Origin of the sequence: Rhodoferax lithotrophicus (assembly GCF_019973615.1) — a bacterium.
Lineage (GTDB): Bacteria > Pseudomonadota > Gammaproteobacteria > Burkholderiales > Burkholderiaceae_C > Rhodoferax > Rhodoferax lithotrophicus.
Genome location: NZ_AP024238.1, coordinates 4,171,057 through 4,193,529 on the forward strand (window position 1 = coordinate 4,171,057; position 22,473 = coordinate 4,193,529).

The following is a 22,473-nucleotide window of genomic DNA, read 5'->3' on the forward strand; positions in this document are numbered from 1 at the left end:
TGACCCTACAACGTCACCCTCCGGGTTGGGGCTTTTATTTGCATCAACCACAGTGACACGTTATAAGCGTGTACAGACCTTACACCCGGCATCCCCCTCATGGCAAACACCCCCCCTTCTTCCTCCAACACACGCAAAGACTGGCATTTGCGAGAAGTTCATGAACTCACCCAGGCGCATGAGGTAGACCCGACGCAGGGCTTGCAAGACCACCAGATCGCGCAGCGCACACTTGAATTCGGGGCCAACGAGTTACCCACGGCCGACAGCCGCAGCCTGTGGGCCCTGGTGTGGGAGCAGTTCAGCGACTTCATGATTCTGGTGCTGCTGGCCGCCGCCGTGATCTCTGGTGTGATGGGTGATCTGGTCGACACGCTGGTGATTGTGGTCATTGTGCTGCTCAACGCCGCCATTGGGCTGGTGCAGTCCTGGCGGGCCGACCAGGCGCTGGCCGCGCTGCAGCGCCTGTCTGAGGCGCAGGCCACGGTGCTGCGCAGTGGCCAGGTGCAACAGGTTCCGGCACAGGTACTGGTGCCCGGTGACATCGTGCTGCTGGAAGCGGGCAACCAGATTCCGGCCGACTTGCGGCTGATCAAAACCGCCCAGCTCAAGGTGGATGAATCGGCCCTCACTGGCGAATCGGTCACGGTGGACAAACACCCCCACATGCTCGAGGGCACCGAGCATGCCCTGGGTGATCGGCTCAACATGGCCTTCAAAGGCACCACCGCCACCCATGGGCGGGGGCATGGTCTGGTGGTGGCCACGGGCATGGCCACCGAACTCGGCAAAGTGGCGGGCCTGCTCGATCAGAGCCAGCAGCGCAGCACCCCGCTGCAATTACGTCTGGCGGCTTTTGGCAAGCGGGTGGCGCTGGCGGTGTTGGGCATTTGCGCGGTGATTTTTGTGGTGGGCGTGCTGCGCGGCGAAGACCCGCTGCTGATGGTGCTGACCGCCATCAGCCTGGCGGTGGCAGCCATTCCCGAAGCGCTACCCGCCGTGGTGACGGTGCTGCTGGCGCTGGGGGCGCGCAAGATGGTGTCGATCAACGCACTGATCCGCCGCCTGCCCTCGGTTGAAACGCTGGGCTCGGTCACCGTCATCTGCTCCGACAAAACCGGCACGCTGACGCAAAACCGCATGCAGGCGCAATGCCTGGTGGCGGGCCAGCCGGACGAGGCATCAGACTGGATGCCGCCAACCGCCTTGTCTGGCACAGCCCAGACGGCAGCCCCCGATGCCGCACACACCGAGCTGCTGCAAGCCGCCGCCCTGTGCAACGATGCCACCTTGGCAGCCGATGGCAGCTGGCGGGGTGACCCGACCGAGACCGCGCTGACCGAGATCGCCGCCCAGGCCGGGCTGATGAAGACCACGCTGGATGCCCAATGGCCACGCATGCTGGAACACCCGTTTGATGCCGTACGCAAACGCATGAGCACCATCCACCAACAGGCCCAGGAGGTGGTGGCCTACATCAAAGGGGCCCCCGAATCGGTGATCCCGCTGTGTACCAGCCAATGGTCGGCCCAATCCGGCGGTGCGCCGGGCCACATCAACACCAGCGCCTGGCTGGCCCGCGCCGACGCACTGGCCGCCCAGGGCTTACGCGTGCTGGCCATGGCCCGGCGCAACCACGGCAGCCTGCCCGAGCCCCAAGCCAGTGCGGACACCATCGAGCGCGATCTGTGCCTGATTGGGCTGATAGGCCTGATTGACCCCCCACGCCCCGAAGCCCTGGAGGCGGTGCGCGAATGTATGCAGGCCGGCATCACCCCGGTGATGATCACCGGCGACCACCCGGCCACCGCCCGTGCCATTGCCCACCGGCTGGGCATCGTCACCGAGGCCGATGCCGAAGTGCTGACCGGAGCCGACCTGACCCAGCTGGATGACACCGCCCTGATGGTCAAGGTGCGCCAGGTGCGCGTTTACGCCCGGGTAGACCCGGCGCAAAAGATCCGCATCGTGCAAGCCCTGCAAGCCCACGGTGAATTTGTCGCCATGACCGGCGACGGGGTCAACGATGCCCCCGCCCTCAAGCAGGCCGACATCGGCATTGCCATGGGCAAGGGCGGCACCGACGTGGCGCGTGAAGCTGCCAGCCTGGTGCTGCTGGACGACAACTTTGCAACCATCGTCAAAGCGGTGCGCGAGGGGCGGCGCATTTACGACAACGTGCGCAAGTTTGTGCGTTACGCCATGACTGGCAATTCGGGCGAGATCTGGACCATCTTTCTGGCCCCGCTGCTGATGTTGCCAATCCCGCTGCTGCCGATTCACATCCTGTGGGTCAACCTGGTCACCGACGGCCTGCCCGGCCTGGCGCTGGCGGCCGAACCGGCTGAGCGCGGCATCATGCAGCGCCCGCCCCGCGCACCCACCGAGAGCCTGTTTGCCCAAGGCATGTGGCAACACATTCTGGGAGTCGGGTTGCTGCTGGGCGGCTTGTGCCTGGGGGTGCAGGCCTGGGCGCTGTCCACCAGCCACGCCCACTGGCAAACCATGGTCTTCACCGTGCTGACCCTGGGCCAGATGGCGCATGTGCTGGCGATCCGGTCTGAGACCGAGGCGCTGTGGCAACAAGGCCTGACCAGCAACCGCCCCCTGCTGGGCGCGGTGCTGCTGACCTTCTGCCTGCAAATGGCCACGATTTATGTGCCGTTTTTGAACCCCATTTTCAAAACCCAGCCCCTGAGCCTGCCCGAGCTGGCACTGTGCCTGGCGGCCTCTGCGGTGGTGTGGGTGGTGGTTGAAATTGAAAAGGCCTGGCGGCGCAGTCGGCGGGCCGCCAGCACTGACGTGGCGGCAGATGCACCATGACAAAACGCCCATCCACCCCCCAGCATCTGGAGTTGCGCGTACGTGAACTCGCACAGTTATTCAACTCCATGGACCCCACGCCGTTTCACAACAAGGCCCTGGACCGCGAGGCTGAGGCCTTCATTGAAACCTGGGCCCGCGGCTTGTCCCTCCAGGGCACGCTGCATCTGACCCTCCACCTGCAACAACTACCGCCAGAAGGTGATCCCAGCGCACTCGTCACCGAGGCGGTTCACAACCATTTCGCGGACAAAACAAATCAAGTGCGCCGTGACTTGAGCGATCTTTTTTGGCAAGGGCGCATCAGCCTGTTGATTGGGGTGGCGTTTGTCGCCCTGTGTTTGCTGGCTGCCGATGCCATCGGCAAACTGGGCACGGGCACGGCCCACACCATTGCCCGTGAAAGCCTGACGATTGTGGGCTGGGTGGCGATGTGGCGGCCACTGCAAATTTTTCTGTACGACTGGTGGCCGCTGGCCAAACGCATGCGTATTTTCAAAGCCTTGGCACATGCACAGGTACGTGTTGTGCAAGGCAAAAATGCTACTTTATAAATAGCTACTCACGCTTTATTGACAAGCACTAGAGGCCTGTTATCTAGTTAAAACTGGTCAGTTCCAAGAGCGTCTGGTTGCTCGACGTAACTCAAGCGGGAGGTCATTTTTAAATGAAAATAGGCTGTAGCGCTTATGAAACAAGCGCAAACAGCTACAAAATATATAGCAAATTACTTTAAATAAACCGGCTCACAAGCCATCAAAGTGCCAAGCGGTCAAACCCGACCCGGCCACTGGCGGCCGTGATCCTGGCCAGCTGTGGTGCCACTTGTGGCCCGACCCAGTCCCACTTGAAGCGCCACGACCAGCAACCCATGGTGCCGGGGGTGTTCATGCGGTGCTGGCCATCCAACCCCAGCACGTCCTGAAACTGGCACAAGGCCAGACGCGCCACCGAGAAGCTGGCCGCACGCAGCATGGCCCAATGCACATCCATGCCCTGCCCTTCTTGTACCCCCAGATACTGCGCGGCAAAGGCGCGCTCATGGGCCGTGCAACTGGTCCACCAGCCAGGTACCGTGTCGTTGTCATGGGTGCCGGTGTAGACCACGGTGTTGGGCTCAAAGTTGTGCGGCAAAAAGGCGTTGCTGGCATCCCCTGAAAAAGCAAACTGCAGCACCCGCATACCCGGAAAACCGATGTGTTCACGCAAGGCCGTCACGGCGGGGGTGATGATGCCCAGATCTTCCGCGATGATGGGCAAATCCCCCAGCGCTTGCGCCAGGGCGGTGAACAAGGCCGCACCCGGCCCCGGTTGCCAGCGGCCTTTGACGGCGGTGGGCTCGTCTGCCGGGATTTCCCAGTAATCGACAAAGCCCCGAAAGTGGTCAATACGCACCACGTCGGCCAGATGTAGTTGGCGGCGCACCCGCTCAATCCACCAACGGTAGCCGTCTTGTGCCATGGCCGTCCAGTTGTACAGCGGGTTGCCCCAGCGCTGGCCGGTTTCCGAAAAGAAGTCGGGCGGCACACCGGCAATCACCCTGGGTTGCCCCTGGGCATCCAATTCATACAAGTCAGGCCGGGCCCAGCAGTCGGCGCTATGGTGGGCCACAAAAATCGGCAGGTCACCCACCAGCCGCACACCTTGGCTGTGGGCATAGGTTTTGATGGCTTGCCATTGCAGCTCAAATTGCCATTGCACAAAGCTCCAGAACGCAATTTCTGGTGCATGTTGCTGACGGGCTGCCGCCATATCTGCCGGAATGCGTTGCGCCAGGCCTTGCGGCCACTGCGGCCACAAGGCCGGGCTGTAAGCCTGATCCAGCGCCATAAACAGGGTGTAATCATCCAGCCAGGCGTGTTGTGTCTGTGCCCAGGCCGCCAGTTCTGTGCGCTCTTGTTCACTGGCCAGGCGCTGAAAACCGGCAAAAGCGGTGCGCAATTGCTGCATGCGCCAAGGCACCAGCGCGGTGTAATCGATGCGCTCATCGTCCCATGAGGTTTGCAAGCTGGCCGCATCCAGCCATCCACGCTGTGTCAAAGGCTCCAACGCCACCAGCAAGGGGTTGCCGGCAAAGGCCGAGCTGCCCATGTAGGGCGAATACCCGGGCCCCACCGGACCGAGCGGCAGGGTTTGCCAAAGTGTTTGCCCGGCCGTGTGCAGCCAGTCCACAAAGTAATAGGCGTTTGGCCCAAAATCTCCCGCGCCATGGGGGCCCGGCAGGGAGGTGGGGTGCAACACCACCCCGGCGGCACGCTGTGCCATCCAAGAATCAGCCATGCGTCAAAAGCTCCAGAAAGTGGTTCGAACCAGGTGGAAAGAGGATGTTATGCAATCAAATGGCGGTACAGCGCTACATACTGTGCGGCGGCCTTGTCCCAGCCCAGCTCCTGCTGCATGGCCTGCCGACGCACGCTTCGCCACTCGGCAGGGCGGGCATAAAGTGCAAAGGCACGCCGAACGGCCCGCACCAATGCCGAGGTGGTGAATTCCTTGAAGACAAACCCATTGGCAGAGCCATCGGCCAAATGCTCGAGTGCGCAATCCACCACCGTATCGGCCAGCCCACCCACCCGGTGCACCAGGGGTAAGCTGCCGTATTTCAAGCCATACATCTGTGTCAAGCCACAAGGCTCAAAGCGGGAAGGTACCAGCGTGACATCGGTGGCCGAGAAAATCTGGTGGGCAAAAGCCTCGTCATACCCGATACGCACCGCGACGGCTTGTGGGTGGGCCGCGGCACGGGCCAGAAATTCGGCCTCCAGCGCAGCCTCACCTGTGCCCAGCACCACCAGCTGACCACCACGGGCAATCAGTTCGTCCAACGCGGTCAACACCAAATGCAAGCCCTTTTGTTCAGTGAGCCGGCTGACTACGCCAAACAAGAGTGCGTCCGCTTTCACTTCCAGCCCAAGAGCTTGCTGCAACGCAGCTTTGCAACGTGCCTTGCCACTTGTTTTTTGGGCATCAAAGGGGGCGGTGATGGCGGTGTCGGTGGCCGGGTTCCAGACGGATTCGTCCACCGCGTTAAGGATACCGGTCAAATCATGGGCACGAGCGCGTAGCAAACCATCCAGCCCGCAACCTTGCTCGTGGGTCTGGATTTCTTTGGCGTAAGTAGGGCTCACCGTGGTGATGTGGTCGGCGTAATACAGCCCGGCTTTCATGAACGACATCTGACCATGAAACTCCAGTCCATTCACCGAAAACGCCTGGGGTGGCAGGCCAAGGTCGTAAAAATGGATGGGCGCAAATATGCCCTGGTAAGCCAGGTTGTGCACGGTGTACACATTGGCCACCAAGCGTCCCTGGCTCGGGCCAAAGGCCAGATAAGCCGATGTCAAGGCCGCATGCCAGTCATGGCTATGCACCACCGCAGGTTGCCAAACCGGATCAAGACCACAGGCCAGCTTGGCAGCGACCCAGCCCAGCAAGGCAAACCGCCGGTGATTGTCATGGTGAGGCAAACGCTGCTCGTCCTCATAAGGTGTCCCGGGTCGGCAATACAGGTGCGGCGCATCCAGCACATAGGCGGTCACACCCAGCGTGCCCAGCAGGCCTTGGCGTACCAGCACACGCTCACCCCAAGGTGCCGTGAGTTCGGTCAACACCGTGCTGGATTGCAGATCAGCCATGATGGGTGCAAACCCTGGCAACAACACACGCACCTCGCAACCCGCTGCATTCAGTGCCGCGGGCAAGGCCCCTGCAATATCTGCCAAACCTCCGGTTTTAAGTAATGGAAAAATCTCGGCACTGACTTGCAATACATTCATCAATCGGTTCTCTTTATTTCAGTTTGGCCAACATGGCACGGGTGATCAACACCACCCCACCTTCACTGCGTTCAAAACGCTGGGCATCCAGCACCGGGTCTTCTCCTACCACCATGCCCTCCGGGATCACGCAACCGCGGTCAATCACCACCTTGCGCAGTCGGCAATGGCGGTGGATCGTCACATTTGGCAGCACCACGGCCTCTTCAACACGACAGTCCGAGTGCACCCGTACCTCGGAAAAAAGCACGGAATGGGCCACATAGGAGCCCGACACAATACAACCACCCGAGACCACGGTATTGACATAAATGCCGTTGCTGCCATCTTTGTCCGGTACAAATTTGGCAGGTGGCAGCTGACGCTGATAGGTCCAGATAGGCCAGTCGGTATCGTAAATATCCAGCTCCGGCACGGTGGAGGCCAGGTCAAGATTGGCGGACCAGAAGGCATCAATGGTGCCGACATCACGCCAATAGGGCTCGATGCCTTTGACGCGCGACACACAGGACAGACCAAATGGATGCGCCAGCGCCCGGCCTTCAGATACCGCACGGGGAATCACATTTTTGCCAAAGTCATGCTCCGACTCGGGGTTGGCCAAGTCGTCTTCGAGCAACTGGTACAGGTAGTCGGCATTAAAGATGTAAATCCCCATGCTGGCCAAGGACACGGCATCATTGCCAGGCATGGGCGGTGGATCAGCCGGTTTTTCAACAAAGGCGGTGATCTGGCGCGTCGCATTAATGGCCATCACACCAAATGCGCTGGCCTCGGCACGCGGCACCTCAATACAACCCACGGTACAGCCCGCGCCCAAAGCCACATGGTCTTTGAGCATGATGGAGTAGTCCATCTTGTACACATGGTCACCCGCCAGAATCACGATGTATTCGGGCTTGCTGGAGCGGATGATGTCCAGGTTTTGGTAAATGGCATCGGCCGTGCCACGGTACCAATGCTCATCACCCACACGCTGTTGAGCGGGCAACAAGTCCACCATTTCATTGAGTTCGGCACGCAAGAAACTCCAGCCGCGCTGCATATGACGCATCAGCGAATGCGACTTGTACTGGGTCACCACCGCCATGCGCCGAATGCCTGAATTCAGGCAGTTGGACAGGGCAAAGTCAATGATGCGGAACTTGCCGCCAAAGTACACCGCAGGTTTGGCACGGGTATCGGTCAATTGCTTGAGTCGTGATCCGCGCCCTCCGGCCAACACCAAGGCCACGGTATGGCGCACCAACTGATGGGTTTCAAGGGTTCGTTTTTCTGCTTGCTCCATGATTTACTCCACGTTTAAATTTTTTATCTGTCAGGTGGCTACGCTGGGTCCGGTCATACCTGTTCGCACGCTGATCCCGGCCACCTGCTCGGCCACAGCGGCCAGCTCCGCCAAAGCAGCTTGTACCGGCACATCCTGGCAAGCAGGGTCGGCCTCAAAGCGTTCCAGATAAACGCGCAAGGTGGCCCCCTCCGTACCCGTGCCCGACAACCTGAAAATCACCCGCGCACCGTCGTCAAACAACAGTCGCACGCCCTGATTTCTGGAAACCGAGCCATCCACCGGATCGGTGTAGGCAAAGTCATCGGCCAGGCTGATCTGGCGCGAGCCCAGACTCTGGCCGACCAAACCGGGCAAGGATGAGCGCAGATCAGCCATCAGGCGATTGGCCACATCGACCGCAATACCTTCGTAATCATGCCGGGTGTAGTAATTGCGGCCATAGGTGCGCCAGTGCTCCTGCACCAGGGTCTGTACCGATTTGCCGGTAGCCCCTTGCAGGCTGAGCCAGAACAGAATCGCCCACAGGCCGTCTTTTTCACGCACATGGCTGGAGCCGGTGCCGTAGCTTTCTTCACCACACAGGGTGGCGCGTCCGGCATCGAGCAGGTTGCCAAAAAACTTCCAGCCGGTGGGGGTCTCGAAACACGGTAGACCCAGGGCCTTGGCCACCCGGTCGACCGCCGCAGAAGTGGGCATGGAGCGAGCCACGCCCAGCAAACCGTCTTGGTAGCCCGGAATCAGCTTGGCATGCGCCGTCATCAGCGCCAGACTGTCGGAGGGGGAGACCACAAAGTTGCGGCCCACCACCATGTTGCGATCCGCATCACCGTCCATGGCCGCGCCAAAGTCGGGCGCATCTGCGGCGCTCATATGGGCAATCAGGTCTTCGGCATTCACCGGGTTCGGATCGGGGTGCAGACCACCAAAATCCTCCAGCGGCACGGCATTCACCACCGTGCCTGCTGGCGCACCCAATTCACCTTCCAGAATGGCCTTGGCATAGGGTCCACCCACGGCGTTCATGGCATCCACACGCACGGTGAAGCCTTTTTGGAACATGCCACGCAGCAACTCAAAGTCAAACAGGCCACGCATCACGGCGGCATAGTCTGCCACCGGGTCAATCACATCCACCTGCATCTGCTCTACTTGCCGGGTGCCGAGGGTATCGATGTCAATGTCGGGGACATCACTCATGCGCAGTTCGGTCAGCACTTGGGTGCGGGCAAAAACGGCCTCGGTCAGGGTTTCATTGGCTGGACCACCGTTGCTGGCGTTGTATTTGATGCCGAAGTCTCCCTCGGGGCCACCCGGGTTATGGCTGGCAGAAAGCACGATGCCCCCAAATGCCTGACGACAGCGAATGACGGCACTGACTGCGGGGGTCGACAAAATACCACCACAACCCAACAACACCCGCGCAACACCATTGGCGGCAGCCAGCTTCAAGATGGTTTGTACGGAAGCCCGGTTAAAAAACCGGCCGTCCCCCCCCAGCACCAGGGTTTGCCCCTGCAAAGCATGACCAACAGCATCGGATGTGTTGAGCACATCCAACAGTGCCTGGACAAAGTTTTCGAGGTAATGGGGCTGCATAAACACCCCCACTTTTTTGCGTAAACCGGAAGTGCCGGGACGCTGGTCAGTGAATGCCTGTGTGGGAGTGGTTTGAATAGCCATGAAATGCAACCTTGGGCAACTGGAACAGCTTGAATTTAGCACCAAACAGATTCATCACAGCCGCTTTCGCAGCCTTTAAAATGAAGAACACCCACTTGTGTATGAGCCTTCTGCACTGTTTTTGAACAACCCAGCAGCGCAGGCTTTGCCACACGTAACCGCCCTGGCTTTCACGCCCCCAGCCCCGAGACCATTCTGTGACCTACGCCTTTGAAACCCGCCGCCGACGCACCTTTGCCATCATTTCCCACCCGGATGCCGGTAAAACCACGCTGACTGAAAAACTGCTGCTGTTCTCGGGCGCGATCCAGATCGCCGGGGCGGTCAAGGGCCGCAAGGCTAGCCGCCATGCCACCAGCGACTGGATGGAGATTGAAAAACAGCGCGGCATCTCGGTGGCCAGCTCGGTGATGCAAATGGCCTACCGCGACCATGTGGTCAACCTGCTTGACACCCCCGGCCACAAGGACTTCTCCGAAGACACCTACCGCGTGCTGACCGCGGTGGACTCTGCGCTGATGGTGATTGACGCGGCCAACGGGGTCGAGTCGCAAACCCGCCGCCTGATCGAAGTCTGCCGCCAGCGCGACACGCCCATCATCACCTTCGTCAACAAGATGGACCGCGAGGTGCGTGACCCGCTGGACATTCTGGACGAGGTCGAGCGTGAACTGGGCATGCCCTGCGTGCCGATGACCTGGCCGGTCGGCCAGGGCAAAACCTTCGGCGGCATCATCAACCTGCGCACCCAGGCCATGACGGTGTTTGAGTCGGGCAGTGAGCGCCGCCCGCAAGATTTTGAGACCGTGCCACTGGCTCACCCCGAGGCCCTGGCGGCCCGCTTTGGCCACGACTGGGCCACCGCGCTGGAGAGCATGGAGCTGGCCACCGGTGCCTCTCCCGCGTTTGACCGTGAGGCCTTCCTGGCCGGCAAACAAACCCCGGTGTTCTTCGGCTCGGGCGTGAACAACTTTGGGGTGATGGAGGTGCTGGATGCGCTGGTCGATCTGGCCCCCTCCCCCGGCCCACGCACCAGCAGCTTTGTGGTCAACAAACAGCCGGTCATCAAGCAAGTGCAGCCCGAAGACGATGCCTTTTCTGGCGTGGTGTTCAAGGTACAGGCCAACATGGATGCCAACCACCGCGACCGCATTGCCTTTGTGCGCATCGCCTCAGGCAAGTACACCCCTGGCATGAAGCTCAAGGTGATGCGCACCGCCAAAGAGCTGCGCCCGACCAGCGTGGTGACCTTCATGAGCCAGCGCCGCGAGGCGGTGGAAGAGGCCTACGCCGGTGACATCGTCGGCTTTACCACCCACGGCGGCGTGCAGTTGGGCGACACCATCACCGACGGTTCGGTCAACCTGCTGTTCACCGGCCTGCCCTTCTTTGCGCCGGAAATGTTCAGCACCGTGATTCTGCGCAACCCGCTGCGCACCAAACAGCTCCAGCAAGGTCTGGCGCAGTTGGGTGAAGAGGGCGCAATTCAGGTGTTTCGCCCCGAGATGGGCGGCAACATGCTGCTCGGCGCGGTGGGACAGTTGCAGTTTGAGGTGGTGCAGCACCGCCTCAAAGGTGAATACGATGCCGACATTCGCCTGGAAAGCAGCCAGTACACCGGCGCACGCTGGATCACTGCGGATACCCCACAAGAGCTGAAAGACTTCATCAACGCCTACCCGCAGCGCATGGCGCGCGATGCCGCCGATGCCCTGGCCTACCTGTGCACCAGCCCATATGACGTGCGGCTGGCGCAGGAACGCTTTCCCAAGATTCACTTTCACCCACTGCGTGAGCATGCGGGGTTGGCGCTGCAATCGGCGGGCTGATCCATGCAGCCGCTGGCCGACTGGTCACAGGAAGATCGCTGCCAGATCACAGGCATCTTCACCGACATCGACGACACGCTGACCACCGCCGGGGTCATCACGCCCGATGCCTTGCAGGCGCTGAGCGATTTGAAAGCGGCCGGGCTGCAGGTGATTCCGGTGACCGGGCGACCAGTGGGCTGGTGTGCGCGCTTTGCCCTTGGCGACCCGGCGCTGGGCATCGCGCCATGGCCGGTGGATGCCATGCTGGCAGAAAACGGGGCTTTGGCTTTTGCCCCTGAAAATTTAAATGAAAATGGCCTGCAGCCCTTATCCAACAAGCGCAAGCAGCTCTCAAAAATATACCAACAATCCGAAGCCACACGGGCCAGCAACAGAACCCGGATGCAGGAGGTGGCGCAACGGGTGCGACGTGAGATGCCCCAGGTGCACCTATCCCGCGACGAAGGTGGCCGCGAAACCGATCTGGCGTTTGACCACCACGAACACCAGCACTTGTCCCCCCAAGAGGTGCAACAGGTGCTGGCCATTCTGCATGACGAGGGCATGTTCACCACCGTCAGCAGCATCCACCTCCACGGCTGTTTTGGTGACTTCAACAAATGGCAAGGGGCCTGCTGGCTGGTGCAGCATCTGTGGGGGCGCAACCTGGCGCAGGAGCTGGAGCGCTGGGTGTTTGTCGGCGACTCGGGCAACGACCAGGCCATGTTCCAGCACTTCAGGCACAGCGTGGGGGTGGCCAACATCCGCCACTGCGCGTCCAGCTTGACGCACTTGCCGCGCTATGTGACACCCGCCGAGCGCGGGGCTGGTTTTGCGCAAGTGGCGCAGGCGATTTTGCAGGCGCAAGCCCGATGAATCACTCTGCCACGGGCTCCAAAATCGGGCTGCTGAGCGTGTTTGGTTCCACGCTATTCCAGCTCTCGGGCATCTTCATGCTGTCGCCGCTGATGCTTTTGATGCTGAAAAAAGCCGAAGTCTCCACCACTGTGGCCGGGCTGTTTGCCGCCACCACCTGGCTGGGCGTGTTGATCGTGACCCCGTTTGCCTCCAAGGTGACGCAGCGCCTGGGTCGCCGCCAAACCATGTGGCTGGCTTCAGGCATGCCGCTGGTGGCCGCCTTGGGGTTTTTCACCACCAACACGCTGTGGCTGTGGTTTGCACTGGAGCTGCTGGCGGGTATCGCTGGCGGCTTGCGCTGGGTGCTGGCCGAGGCGTTTATTGCCGAATTTGCCCCGCCCCGCCAGTTGGGCCGCACCATCGGCATCTACGCCACCATGGTCGGCATGACCTTTGTGATTGGCCCCACGCTACTGGCCTGGGCCGGCGCTGACAGCAGCATGGCGCTGTGGCTGGTGATAGCGTTGCTGTGCGCAGGCTTGGGTTGGACAGCGCTGATCCCGGTGCTGCCGCCGGATCATGACCAGCATACCACCCGCATCGGGCTGCTGGGCTTGTGGCATGCGGTGCGGGCGCACCCGGTGATCATGCTGGCGGGTTTTGTAGGTGGTTTTTTTGAGCTGGGTCTGGCCTCCATCCTGCCGCTGTATGGGTTGACTTTGGGCATGGATGACAGCGCCGCCGCGCTGCTGGTGTCGGTGAGTGGCTTGGGCGGCACGCTGCTGGCCATTCCCTCGGGCATGCTGGCCGACCGTTTTGCATCACCCGCGCAGGGCCGCCGGCTGATGATGCGGGTGTTCACCGGGCTGATTCTGCTGGTGACCCTGACCAGCCCGTTTGCCGTGAGCCACCCCACGCTGGTGTGGCCCATGGTGTGTGTCTGGGGGGCTGCCGGGGGCGCTCTCTACACCTTGTCCATGACCGACATCGGGGCCAGCAACAAAGGCTTGGCGCTGATCAACAGCACCGCCGTGCTGGTGTTGACCTACACCTTGGGCGGTTTGGTTGCATCAGGGGTCTCTGGCGCGCTGATCGAGCACTCGCTGTCCATAGGTTTTCCGGCACTGTTACTGGGAGTCGCCGCTATCGGCCTGACCGCGCTTCTGTACAACAAGCCACACACGCAGGCATGATGGGCACTTCTGTTGCACCGTTTTCTGACCACACGCCGGCCACCATGGCCACCGCTTCCACTGGAGATGCCCATGTTTTTCGCAACTGATCTGGACACCGTCACCCATGGCATCCAGCTGGCCGTAGCCCCGGTGTTTTTACTGACAGCCGTGGCCGGCATGATCGGTACGGTGGCTGGTCGGCTGGCACGCATCATTGACCGCGCCCGCGTGCTCGAATCCCGTGTGAATGCCAGCCCGGAGAATGCGCCCATGACCGATGAGATGGAAGAGCTGCGACAACTGCACAACCGCGGCAAACTGGTGAATGTCTGTATTGCCATACTGACGTTTTGTGCCATTTTGATTGGACTGACCATCATGGCGCTGTTTCTGGGTGAGACCACCGAAATCCAGATGTTTCGCATCGCCACCGTGCTGTTTCTGTCAGGGGTAACTTGCTTTCTGCTGGCACTGTTGTGCTTTCTGGCGGAGACGCTGATGGCGACACGGGTGTTGAGATTTGAACGTCGCCAGACAAGGAAACCAGAGGCCATACACACGGCCTCACAAGTGGAAACCCAATAACCGCCTTATAGGAAAAAGGGCAAACTTCCGGTAAACCGTCGCATCAAGTGCCTGATTGACCTCGTGACCTTGTCAGGCTTAGTGTGTCAGCTGGTACTCTGCCACATAAAACAGCGCACCAGCAAAATAGCCGATCAACGCCAGCCAACTGATTTTCTTGACATACCAGATAAAGTCAATTTTCTCCAGGCCCATAGCCGCCACGCCTGCGGCGGAGCCAATGATCAGAATCGAGCCCCCGGTGCCCGCGCAATACGCCATGAACTCCCAAAGGAAACTATCCGCCGGGTACTGCGTCAGGCTGTACATACCCATCGAGGCCGCCACCAGCGGCACGTTATCCACCACGGCGCTGACCAAGCCAATCAACAAAACAATCACATCCTGACGGCCTACAGTCTGATCCAACCATTGTGCGATGGAGGCCAAGATATGGGTGTGCTCCAACACCGCGACAGCCAGCAAAATACCAATAAAGAAAACCACGGCACTCATGTCAATCCGTGTCAACGCACGGGCCAGGGTCAAGCGCTGTTTTCTCAGGTCATCTTCTTGCCGGTGAACCAGGTCTGCAATGGCCCACAAAATGCCCAAGCCGAACAAAATGCCCATGAAGGGCGGTAAATGTGTTACCGCCTTGAAGACGGGTACAGCCACCAGAATACCCAGACCCAAAAAGAAGGTCAGATTGGTCTCGAACGCACTGGTCTCAAAGACCTCTTCGTTTTCTCTTTGTTTCTGCGGCACCACCGGGCGGTCACCCAGTATGCGACTCACCACCGCCAGGGGCACCAGCAGACTGATGAGCGACGGGATCAGCAGCCCTTTCATGATCTCGGTAGCGGTGATCTGCCCGCCGATCCACAACATGGTGGTGGTCACGTCGCCAATCGGCGTCCAGGCCCCGCCCGCATTGGCTGCAATCACAATGATGCCGGCAAAAAACAAGCGGTCTTCACGCTGGCCGAGCAGCTTTTTCATCAGTGACACCATCACGATGGCGGTGGTCAGATTGTCCAGAATGGAACTCAGGAAGAAGGTCACGATACCCACCATCCACATCAGCGAAGACAGCTTGGTGGTCTTGATGCGTGAGGTAATGACTTCAAAGCCGTTGTGCGCATCAACCACCTCGACGATGGTCATGGCCCCCATCAGGAAAAACACTATTTGCGCGGTCCCCATCAACGACTCGCCAAGTTGTTCACTCACCAGATGTGGATCACCCATGGACACTGCGTACACCGTCCAGAGAAGGCCTGCACCCAACAAGGCCGAGGCCGTCTTATTAACCTTGAGTGGGTGCTCCAGGGCAATAGCGGCATAGGCCAGCACAAAAATCACAACCAGAATGGTCAACATAAATAGAGTTTCCTGTGAGTTTTACAACAACTAACAAAACGCTAGCAAGGGCAGTGCCAAGACAATTCCAACAATGATCCAGTGCGATACGTCTTTTTCAGTACTTTAACCTTGCATAGTAGGTTTTTTGTGCGGCCTCACGCGCCTGACGCAAAGTCGTGATGCCCATGGCTTGAAGCAAAGGCAACAAACGTATCCACACCTCTGCAGTCACAAAAGCATCCCCCAAAGCCGTGTGACGGCCCAGCACGGTGATGTTGAAACGCTCGGCAATGGCTTCCAGCCGGTGTGACTCCTGGTTGGGGTGCACCACGGCCGAGAGCAGCAAGGTGTCCAGCACCGGGTGATTGAAAACCAGGCCGGTGTTTTTCTCCTGTAATTGCAAAAATTTCATGTCAAACGCCGCGTTGTGCGCCACCAGCACGGTGTCTTGCGCAAACGCATAAAAGGCAGGTAACACATCGGTGATGGGGGGCTTGCCTTGCACCATGTCCTGGGTGATGCCATGGATCGGAATGGTGGCCGCAGGGATCAAGCGCCCGGGGTTGACCAGTTGCTCAAAGCTTTCTTGCTTGAGCAGTTTGCCGTTCACAATACGCGCTGCACCGATCTGGATAATCTCGTCACCATCGGACGGATTGAGCCCGGTGGTCTCGGTGTCAAACACGGTGAAGGACAAGTCGCTGAGCAAACGGTCATCCAGCACACTGGTCTGGTCGGTGCTTTGAAACAGGTCAAAGTCGTAATACTCTGGACGGCTGTCGTTTTGCAGAATCTGCGTGGCTTCCAGTTGCTCTTGCACACTGGCCAAAGGCAACAAAAACCTGAAGAACGCTTCGTGACGGATACGTTCACGTTCAAACCACATCTCGCCGCCGTGGCGCTCCACCACGTCACGCACGGTCAGTGGTGTGCTCTCTGCGCCAAAGCGCATGCTGTCCATTTCCCAGCTCATCACGGTTTCGGTGCTCATGGCCTGGCCCGTCCAGATCAGGTCAAGCTGGGCACGGTTGCCATTGGCCGCCAGGCGCAAGCGAAAGAATTTGATGTCAAACTCATCCACCAACCGCATCGCCAAATAATCCAGCGCTTGCGTCAGGCTGAAACTGTCGACCCTGAGCCAGATGGAAGCATCCAGGTTTTCCAACGTCACCGAGCGCTTGCTACGCGCTTCAATACGGCGCTGAGTTGCCAGCAACACATCGGCACCTAACATTTCCTCCAGTGGCCAGCGGGCTTTGAGGCCTTGCGTGGCTTTTTGCGTCATGCTGGTGATTCGCTCGCTCATACTGTGTACTTCTTCACGCACCACAGTCAAAAAGCGTTCACGCATGTCGGTTTCCAGGTCGGGGTAAGACAACATGTCTACCGCTGCCTGAATATTGGCAAGGGAAGAACGGCTGCCTTCGGTCAATCCATGCAACAACTGGTCGCGCACATGCTCTTCTTCAAAAGCCCGTGTCACGTTATCCAGCATCAGCACAAAACCACTGATCTCTGCCGCAGTACCACTCACATCCACATTACGCACCGGGGCCATTTGTACCTTGAGCAATTGGCCAGCTTGTGTGGTGGTGACAAATTGTGCGGAGGGGCTACCAGCCCCCCTACTGATGCGCTGCTGAATACTCTCCAGAGCGTGCGCCACCAGTTGACGCTCAAACACGGCATAAATGGAGCGTCCGATGCCCACCAGCTCTGCTCCACCAGCCAACGTGGGTGCCACCGAAAGTGTTTTGAATTGCAGCCGTGCACGGCTGTTGTACAAAATAATGCGGCCATCCAGATTACATACCACCACACTTTGTGTCAGTTCGGCCATCAATGCCGCCAAGCGGTTTTTTTCCGTCTGCACACTTTGACTGGCCTGGGCGATTTGTGCTGCCACGTCTTCACGCAACACGTCGCGTTGGGATGCCAATTGAAAAATCACATCGGCCAAAGCCTTTGTCTCTTTGGTACCTTGGTGGTTCATAGGGGCCGCTTTGGGGGCGGCCAGCAACACCTGGGTCTGCTCCACCAAACGGGCCGGTGCCGTGGCATAGCGGCGAAACAGCCAGCGCAGCGTTGCAGCAATGGCAAACAACCCGGCCAACCAGGTTAACCCGATCAAAGGCAGGCGAGGACCGAGTTGCGAAACAACTCCCTCGCGCTGGGAGGATTCCAGCGTGGAGTAAACCAATCCGATGGTCAGAGCCAGCCAGGCCACACTGGCAAAGCCGATGACCACAATGGCCAGAATGAAGCGACGATCCAGCCTCATGCCGCACCTAACAGATTGGCCACTTTCTGAACAAGATCCTTGGTAGAAAAAGGCTTGGTCATATAAGCATCCGCCCCCAGTGCCATGCCTTTAACCACATCGGTATCACGCCCTTTGGCAGTCAGCATCAAAATCTTGGTGTTTTGAAGCGCATCATCGGTTCGCACCTCCTGGCAGACTTCAAAACCGGACTTTTTGGGCATCATCACGTCCAGCAGCACCAGATCAGGCTGCTCACGGCGAATCACCGCCAAGGCTTCTTCACCATCCCGCGCGATCATCACGATGTAGCCCTCGCGCTTAAGCAGGTATTCCAGCGAAATCACAATATTGGGCTCGTCATCAGCCACCAGTATTTTTGGACTCATTTTTTGTCTCCTCGTTTAGTTTTTCTAGGGGAAGGTCAAAGCAAAATGCGGCACCTTGCCCTGGTGTTGACTCCAGCCACAAGTGCCCACCAAAGTGCTCCACAATCTCGCGGCTGATCGGCAAGCCCAAGCCCGTGCCTTGCGGCCGATTGGCCGCATCACCACCTTGGTGAAACTTCTCGAAAATCAGCGTCTGCTGCTGGTCGGAAACACCTGGGCCGTTGTCAACCACCCGCACTGTCACCCTCACATCGTCGCTGCTCAGACTTACATCAACCCGACCACCAGGCACTGGCACAAACTTGGCTGCGTTGGAGAGCAGGTTGAGCATCACTTGCGTCAAGCGATCCTGGTCTGCCATCAACATCACCGGGGTATCTGGCACAACAACGGTGACATGGCATTGTTTGTCACGAAACAACTCAGAGGTGGTCACTACCGCCTGTTGCACCAAACCACACAGATCCACATCAGCCGTGTGCCATTCAGCGTGTCCCGATTCGATTTTGGCCATGTCCAGCACCTGATTAACCAAGCGTGACAGACGCTCGGTCTCACCCACAATGATGTTTATAAACTGGCAGCGTTGTGCCAAATCAATCTTGGGGTCGTCACGCATCAATTCAGCCAGTGCTCGAATCGAGGTCAGTGGCGTGCGTAATTCATGTGTCACCGAGGACATGAAATCGTCCTTGAGCTTATCCAGACTTTTGAGCTGCTCATTGGCCGCACGTAGCTCGGTGGTTGCTTGCTCCAACGAGTTGGACTTTTCCTCCAATTCTTTCGAGTGGGCACGCAGTTGTGAGGTTTCATCCAAAATGCGCAACACGTCATCGGGGGTCAGGGTTTCCTCATCCACGCTACTGGCCACCAGCACCCGGGCCGAGGCGCTGCCCACCGCACCAGCCAGCTGGGTTTCGACAAACTGCACCAGCCGGGCATCTGGCGTGATATCTTCCAGGGCGGACCCTCCCACCTGCTTTGCATAAGTCAAAAACAGCGTTTGTGCTCGTTCCACGCCCATAAAGCGCTCACATAAACGCAGCAAATCTGGCACGGTGGCGCGGCCACGCCAAAATACCGGCCGCACCGTGGTGGTACGCTCAAACACATCCACAAACAACAAGGCCTGACTGGCTTCCTGGCCACTGGGCACACGCCACAACGACAAGCCCACATAGGCACCCGTGTTGACCAGCAAACTCCAAAACAGTGAATGAGTCAAGTTGTCCAGCCCATGCAATCCCAGCAAGTGCTCAGGACGCAACCAACGCTGGCCCCACAAACCCTGCGTCAAAAAAATATCGCTCAACCACCCTGACTTGGCAAGTGATGGCAGCATCAAGGTGTACCCCCACATCAAAAAACCTGCCGCCAACCCCACCAACGCCCCCATGCGTGTGGCACCTTTCCAATACAAACCACCCAGTACAGCAGGCGCAAACTGAGCCACTGCCGCAAAACTGATCAATCCGATGCTGACCAAGGCATAGGCTTCACCGGCCAGATGAAAATACACATACCCCAGCACCAGCACCAGCAAAATCGCGGCACGCCGGATCAACAACAAAACACGCGTCAAGTCACTACGGGCTTCCGACGTAAAGTGGGCGGTGCGCAACAGCAAGGGCATCACCAGTTCATTACAAACCATGGTCGACACCGCAATGGTTTCCACAATCACCATTCCCGTGGCCGCCGACAATCCCCCGATAAATGCGAACAATGCCAAAGCCGGTTGACCGGCAGCCAATGGCAATGACAGGACAAAATTGTCTGCATTCACTTTGGCACCCTCAAAATAAAGCAGGCCACCAAGGGCAATCGGCAACACAAACAAATTGATCGCCAGCAAATACAGCGGAAACACCCAGACCGCGCGGCGTAAATGGCTCTCACGCACGTTTTCGACCACCATCACCTGGAATTGACGTGGCAAAAAAATCACCGACAACATGGAAAGTAATGTCAGAGCAAACCACTGTGTCCAGGCAAAGTTTCCACTTTGCTCCAACCGCAACAACTTGGCCAACTCAGGCACGGCATGGACACGGGCAAACAAATCGGTGAAGCCATTGAACAATCCGTACACCACGAACCAACCAACGGCCAAAAATGCAATCAGCTTGACCACCGACTCAAAAGCAATGGCGGCGACCAACCCCTCATGTCGCTCGGCAGAATCCAGATGCCGGGCACCAAATACCATCGTGAAGCCAGCCAATGCCAGAGCCATATAAAAGGTACTGTCCTTCGCCCAATGCGCCTTCAAAACAAGGCCATCTCCTGGTGTTGCAGTCAGCAATTCATAGCCTGCAGAAACGGCCTTGAGTTGCAATGCAATGTAGGGCACGATACCCACCACCGCAATCACCGTAACCAATCCAGCCAGCAGCGGGCTCTTGCCATAGCGGCTGCCAATAAAGTCAGCAATCGAGGTAATACGGTAGGTTTTGGCAACACGAATCATCTTGCGCAACACCAGCCATCCCAGAATCATGGCGAAGGTGGGGCCCAGATAAATAGGCAAAAACCAAATACCGCCTGAAGCCGCGCGCCCGACACTGCCAAAGTAGGTCCATGCGGAGCAATACACGCCCAGCGACAACGCGTACATCCACGGATTGGCAATGAGCGAGCGACCTTGGCGTGCACGCCAATCACCCCAACTTGCCACCACAAACAGCAGCAGCAAATACGCAAAGGAAGCACCAACAACCAGTACCGGTGACAGCATGGTTAATCTGCTTTTTCCGTCTTGGTTTGCCGCTCCATCAGCCAGGCCAGCGCACCAATCAAGATGGCCCACAATCCGAGCAAAGCTGTTGGCAACAAAGGTAATCCCATCACGGTGACATCGATATCCCAAAGCCCCAGCAACGGAAAGTTTAATAAAAGCCAGCCGCTACAGAACAAAGCGAATAGTCGCTGAGCCACAAGTTTTGATAGCACAACGCGCTCCTCATATTAGGTATGACGCATTATTGTGATGCCAAGCGGAACCCTCGTTCTAGATTCATTTCAAAACGAGGGTAAACCCTGAAAATCATAAAGAAGAGTACATTTTCAAACTCAAAACTATGCTGGTTTGCTTGATTTTTTGATCTTCCCGTGCCGCCATGACTACACCCACTCTTGACCTCTTTCATTGTGTCTTTGCCAAAACAATCGAAGGTCAACAGGAAATACAGACGCGAGCAAAAAAACTGCCTCCGCTGATCAGACGTTTACTGATTCTGGTCGACGGCAAACAAACTGGCCAGGAACTCTCTGCCTATATGACCGGCCAAAATGTGGTCGACATGTTGACTGAATTATTGGCGCAAGATTGCATCTCTGTGGTGAAGTCATCCTCTGCACCTGGCCAAACCCTATCGACTACCGGTGTTGATGCCACATCCCAGCCAGCACTCTCGACCCCATTTCTGCAGCCGCCTGAAACGCGCACGCCCAAAGAATTGGAAATGGCACGAAATTTCATGATCAACACCATCAATGCAGAGTTTGGCCAACACATGTGTCTGACATTGATTGAGGCGATCAGTTCATGTTCTTCAACGCAGGAGCTGCGTCAGCAGTACCCTTCTTGGCACAAAACCATGAGCCTCAGCCGAAGCTCAAGCAAAGTACTACCCGGATTGGTTGAAAAGCTCATGCGCGTGATTTGACCTGGGCTGTGCTTCTACACCAGCCAGGCACAAGAGGCCGGGTACAACGCATCTCTTGGATATACACAAGCAGCACACGTGTAAACCAACCCGTGCTCAACACATCCCCATGGTTTTTGAAGCAGCCAGAAGCCTGCCAAAAATGCAAAAAACAACGCCTCCAAATCAAGCTGGATACGCATACTAGGGAAAACACCGACATGATTCTCAGGACACGGCGGGAATCATGGTGCCCTGAATACCTTATATCAAGCCGATGAAAATATTCACTCGAATGCATGCGTTGATTTGCATGACTTTATTGCTATATTTTTTGAATTTATCGCAAACCGATGCGATTCTTTTAATTTCAATTTTTGCTGAATAATTAAGCAGAAAAAAGGACTTGACTGTTAATCTGGAGCCGCCTAAATCTCAAAAATGGGAGATGCCAAAAACCGGTCAGCAATTGGTAAGTCGCGCCACTTAGCCTCGCGGCCGTCACAATTTTTCAGGAGACAAGTGATGCAAGATGATTTGATACAGCGGGTTATCAGTAACCCGAAATACCAGGAGCTCAAAGCCAAGCGCAGCAGCTTTGGTTGGACCTTGACATGGGCCATGATGATTGTTTATTACGGATTCATCGCCTTGATTGCGTTCGACAAGAGTTTTCTGGCGCAAAAGATGGGTGCAGGTGTCATGACCGTGGGTGTGCCAATTGGTTTTGGTGTCATCGTTTTCACCATCGTGATCACCGCTTTTTATGTCAACCGTGCCAACAGCGAGTATGACGACCTGACCGCCGCCATTACAAAGGCTGTACTGAAATGA

Annotated in this window: 17 protein-coding genes; 8 read left to right on the plus strand and 9 right to left on the minus strand. The window is 57.9% G+C overall.

The window, feature by feature from the left end:
- The first annotated feature begins 99 nt into the window (after window positions 1-99).
- Both LDN84_RS19215 and LDN84_RS19220 read left to right on the plus strand, forming a co-directional pair.
- Complete coding sequence (locus LDN84_RS19215) at window positions 100-2,823, plus strand: cation-translocating P-type ATPase (protein WP_223905023.1); 2,724 nt, start codon at window positions 100-102, stop codon at window positions 2,821-2,823.
- Complete coding sequence (locus tag LDN84_RS19220; protein WP_223905024.1) at window positions 2,820-3,377, plus strand: hypothetical protein; 558 nt, start codon at window positions 2,820-2,822, stop codon at window positions 3,375-3,377. The genes LDN84_RS19215 and LDN84_RS19220 overlap by 4 nt, the downstream gene beginning before the upstream one ends.
- A gap of 202 nt (window positions 3,378-3,579) precedes the next feature.
- Here LDN84_RS19220 and malQ read toward each other — a convergent pair whose 3' ends face one another.
- From malQ to LDN84_RS19240, 4 genes are read right to left on the minus strand one after another with little or no spacing between them, the layout of a single operon-like run.
- Window positions 3,580-5,103 (minus strand): 4-alpha-glucanotransferase, encoded by a 1,524-nt coding sequence (gene malQ, locus LDN84_RS19225; RefSeq protein WP_223905025.1) that lies wholly within the window; start codon window positions 5,101-5,103, stop codon window positions 3,580-3,582.
- Window positions 5,104-5,150: 47 nt separating this feature from the next.
- The gene (gene glgA / locus LDN84_RS19230; protein WP_223905026.1) at window positions 5,151-6,599 is read right to left on the minus strand and encodes a glycogen synthase GlgA; all 1,449 of its coding nucleotides are present in this window, start codon (window positions 6,597-6,599) and stop codon (window positions 5,151-5,153) included.
- Between the two features lie 13 nt (window positions 6,600-6,612).
- Window positions 6,613-7,887, minus strand: coding sequence for a glucose-1-phosphate adenylyltransferase (gene glgC / locus LDN84_RS19235; RefSeq protein WP_223905027.1), 1,275 nt, complete (start codon window positions 7,885-7,887; stop codon window positions 6,613-6,615).
- Between the two features lie 30 nt (window positions 7,888-7,917).
- Window positions 7,918-9,570 carry an alpha-D-glucose phosphate-specific phosphoglucomutase gene (locus LDN84_RS19240; protein WP_223905028.1) on the minus strand — a complete coding sequence of 551 codons (1,653 nt, stop codon included), beginning with the start codon at window positions 9,568-9,570 and terminating at the stop codon, window positions 7,918-7,920.
- Window positions 9,571-9,767: 197 nt separating this feature from the next.
- Here LDN84_RS19240 and LDN84_RS19245 point away from each other — a divergent pair, with 197 nt between their 5' ends.
- The 4 genes from LDN84_RS19245 (at window position 9,768) to LDN84_RS19260 (ending at window position 13,999) form a co-directional block, all read left to right on the plus strand.
- Window positions 9,768-11,399 carry a peptide chain release factor 3 gene (locus LDN84_RS19245; RefSeq protein WP_223905029.1) on the plus strand — a complete coding sequence of 544 codons (1,632 nt, stop codon included), beginning with the start codon at window positions 9,768-9,770 and terminating at the stop codon, window positions 11,397-11,399.
- A gap of 3 nt (window positions 11,400-11,402) precedes the next feature.
- Window positions 11,403-12,257, plus strand: coding sequence for an HAD family hydrolase (locus LDN84_RS19250; RefSeq protein ID WP_223905030.1), 855 nt, complete (start codon window positions 11,403-11,405; stop codon window positions 12,255-12,257).
- Window positions 12,254-13,432, plus strand: a complete 1,179-nt coding sequence (locus tag LDN84_RS19255; protein WP_223905031.1) for an MFS transporter — start codon at window positions 12,254-12,256, stop codon at window positions 13,430-13,432. The genes LDN84_RS19250 and LDN84_RS19255 overlap by 4 nt, the downstream gene beginning before the upstream one ends.
- A gap of 72 nt (window positions 13,433-13,504) precedes the next feature.
- Entirely contained in the window at window positions 13,505-13,999 is a 495-nt protein-coding gene (locus tag LDN84_RS19260; protein ID WP_223905032.1) for a DUF2721 domain-containing protein, read from the plus strand.
- A gap of 78 nt (window positions 14,000-14,077) precedes the next feature.
- On the opposite strand, the gene nhaD is transcribed toward LDN84_RS19260, so the two are convergent.
- The 5 genes from nhaD to LDN84_RS19285 all read right to left on the minus strand — a co-directional run bounded on the left by nhaD (window position 14,078) and on the right by LDN84_RS19285 (window position 20,929).
- Window positions 14,078-15,361 carry a sodium:proton antiporter NhaD gene (nhaD, locus tag LDN84_RS19265; RefSeq protein ID WP_223905033.1) on the minus strand — a complete coding sequence of 428 codons (1,284 nt, stop codon included), beginning with the start codon at window positions 15,359-15,361 and terminating at the stop codon, window positions 14,078-14,080.
- Window positions 15,362-15,458: 97 nt separating this feature from the next.
- Window positions 15,459-17,624, minus strand: coding sequence for a 3'-5' exonuclease (locus LDN84_RS19270; protein ID WP_223905034.1), 2,166 nt, complete (start codon window positions 17,622-17,624; stop codon window positions 15,459-15,461).
- Window positions 17,621-17,992 (minus strand): response regulator transcription factor, encoded by a 372-nt coding sequence (locus LDN84_RS19275; protein WP_223905035.1) that lies wholly within the window; start codon window positions 17,990-17,992, stop codon window positions 17,621-17,623. Before LDN84_RS19275 ends, LDN84_RS19270 begins: the two co-directional genes overlap by 4 nt.
- Entirely contained in the window at window positions 17,967-20,729 is a 2,763-nt protein-coding gene (locus LDN84_RS19280) for a sensor histidine kinase (RefSeq protein ID WP_223905036.1), read from the minus strand. Before LDN84_RS19280 ends, LDN84_RS19275 begins: the two co-directional genes overlap by 26 nt.
- Before the next feature lie 2 nt (window positions 20,730-20,731).
- Window positions 20,732-20,929, minus strand: coding sequence for a hypothetical protein (locus LDN84_RS19285; RefSeq protein ID WP_223905037.1), 198 nt, complete (start codon window positions 20,927-20,929; stop codon window positions 20,732-20,734).
- Between the two features lie 182 nt (window positions 20,930-21,111).
- Between LDN84_RS19285 and LDN84_RS19290 the strand changes: the two genes are divergently transcribed.
- Window positions 21,112-21,660, plus strand: coding sequence for a hypothetical protein (locus LDN84_RS19290; RefSeq protein WP_223905038.1), 549 nt, complete (start codon window positions 21,112-21,114; stop codon window positions 21,658-21,660).
- Window positions 21,661-22,164: 504 nt separating this feature from the next.
- On the plus strand, window positions 22,165-22,473 hold the full coding sequence (locus tag LDN84_RS19295) for a DUF485 domain-containing protein (RefSeq protein WP_223905039.1): 309 nt from the start codon (window positions 22,165-22,167) through the stop codon (window positions 22,471-22,473).

Bases quoted from the DNA above. Each gene is read 5' to 3' on its own strand.
- LDN84_RS19240 (WP_223905028.1), bottom strand. From the start codon at position 9,570: ATGGCTATTCAAACCACTCCCACACAGGCATTCACTGACCAGCGTCCC.
- LDN84_RS19255 (WP_223905031.1), top strand. From the start codon at position 12,254: ATGAATCACTCTGCCACGGGCTCCAAAATCGGGCTGCTGAGCGTGTTT.
- LDN84_RS19280 (WP_223905036.1), bottom strand. From the start codon at position 20,729: ATGCTGTCACCGGTACTGGTTGTTGGTGCTTCCTTTGCGTATTTGCTG.
- LDN84_RS19290 (WP_223905038.1), top strand. From the start codon at position 21,112: ATGACTACACCCACTCTTGACCTCTTTCATTGTGTCTTTGCCAAAACA.
- LDN84_RS19275 (WP_223905035.1), bottom strand. From the start codon at position 17,992: ATGAGTCCAAAAATACTGGTGGCTGATGACGAGCCCAATATTGTGATT.
- LDN84_RS19250 (WP_223905030.1), top strand. From the start codon at position 11,403: ATGCAGCCGCTGGCCGACTGGTCACAGGAAGATCGCTGCCAGATCACA.
- LDN84_RS19220 (WP_223905024.1), top strand. From the start codon at position 2,820: ATGACAAAACGCCCATCCACCCCCCAGCATCTGGAGTTGCGCGTACGT.
- malQ (WP_223905025.1), bottom strand. From the start codon at position 5,103: ATGGCTGATTCTTGGATGGCACAGCGTGCCGCCGGGGTGGTGTTGCAC.
- LDN84_RS19260 (WP_223905032.1), top strand. From the start codon at position 13,505: ATGTTTTTCGCAACTGATCTGGACACCGTCACCCATGGCATCCAGCTG.
- glgC (WP_223905027.1), bottom strand. From the start codon at position 7,887: ATGGAGCAAGCAGAAAAACGAACCCTTGAAACCCATCAGTTGGTGCGC.
- LDN84_RS19295 (WP_223905039.1), top strand. From the start codon at position 22,165: ATGCAAGATGATTTGATACAGCGGGTTATCAGTAACCCGAAATACCAG.
- LDN84_RS19215 (WP_223905023.1), top strand. From the start codon at position 100: ATGGCAAACACCCCCCCTTCTTCCTCCAACACACGCAAAGACTGGCAT.
- LDN84_RS19270 (WP_223905034.1), bottom strand. From the start codon at position 17,624: ATGAGGCTGGATCGTCGCTTCATTCTGGCCATTGTGGTCATCGGCTTT.
- glgA (WP_223905026.1), bottom strand. From the start codon at position 6,599: ATGAATGTATTGCAAGTCAGTGCCGAGATTTTTCCATTACTTAAAACC.
- nhaD (WP_223905033.1), bottom strand. From the start codon at position 15,361: ATGTTGACCATTCTGGTTGTGATTTTTGTGCTGGCCTATGCCGCTATT.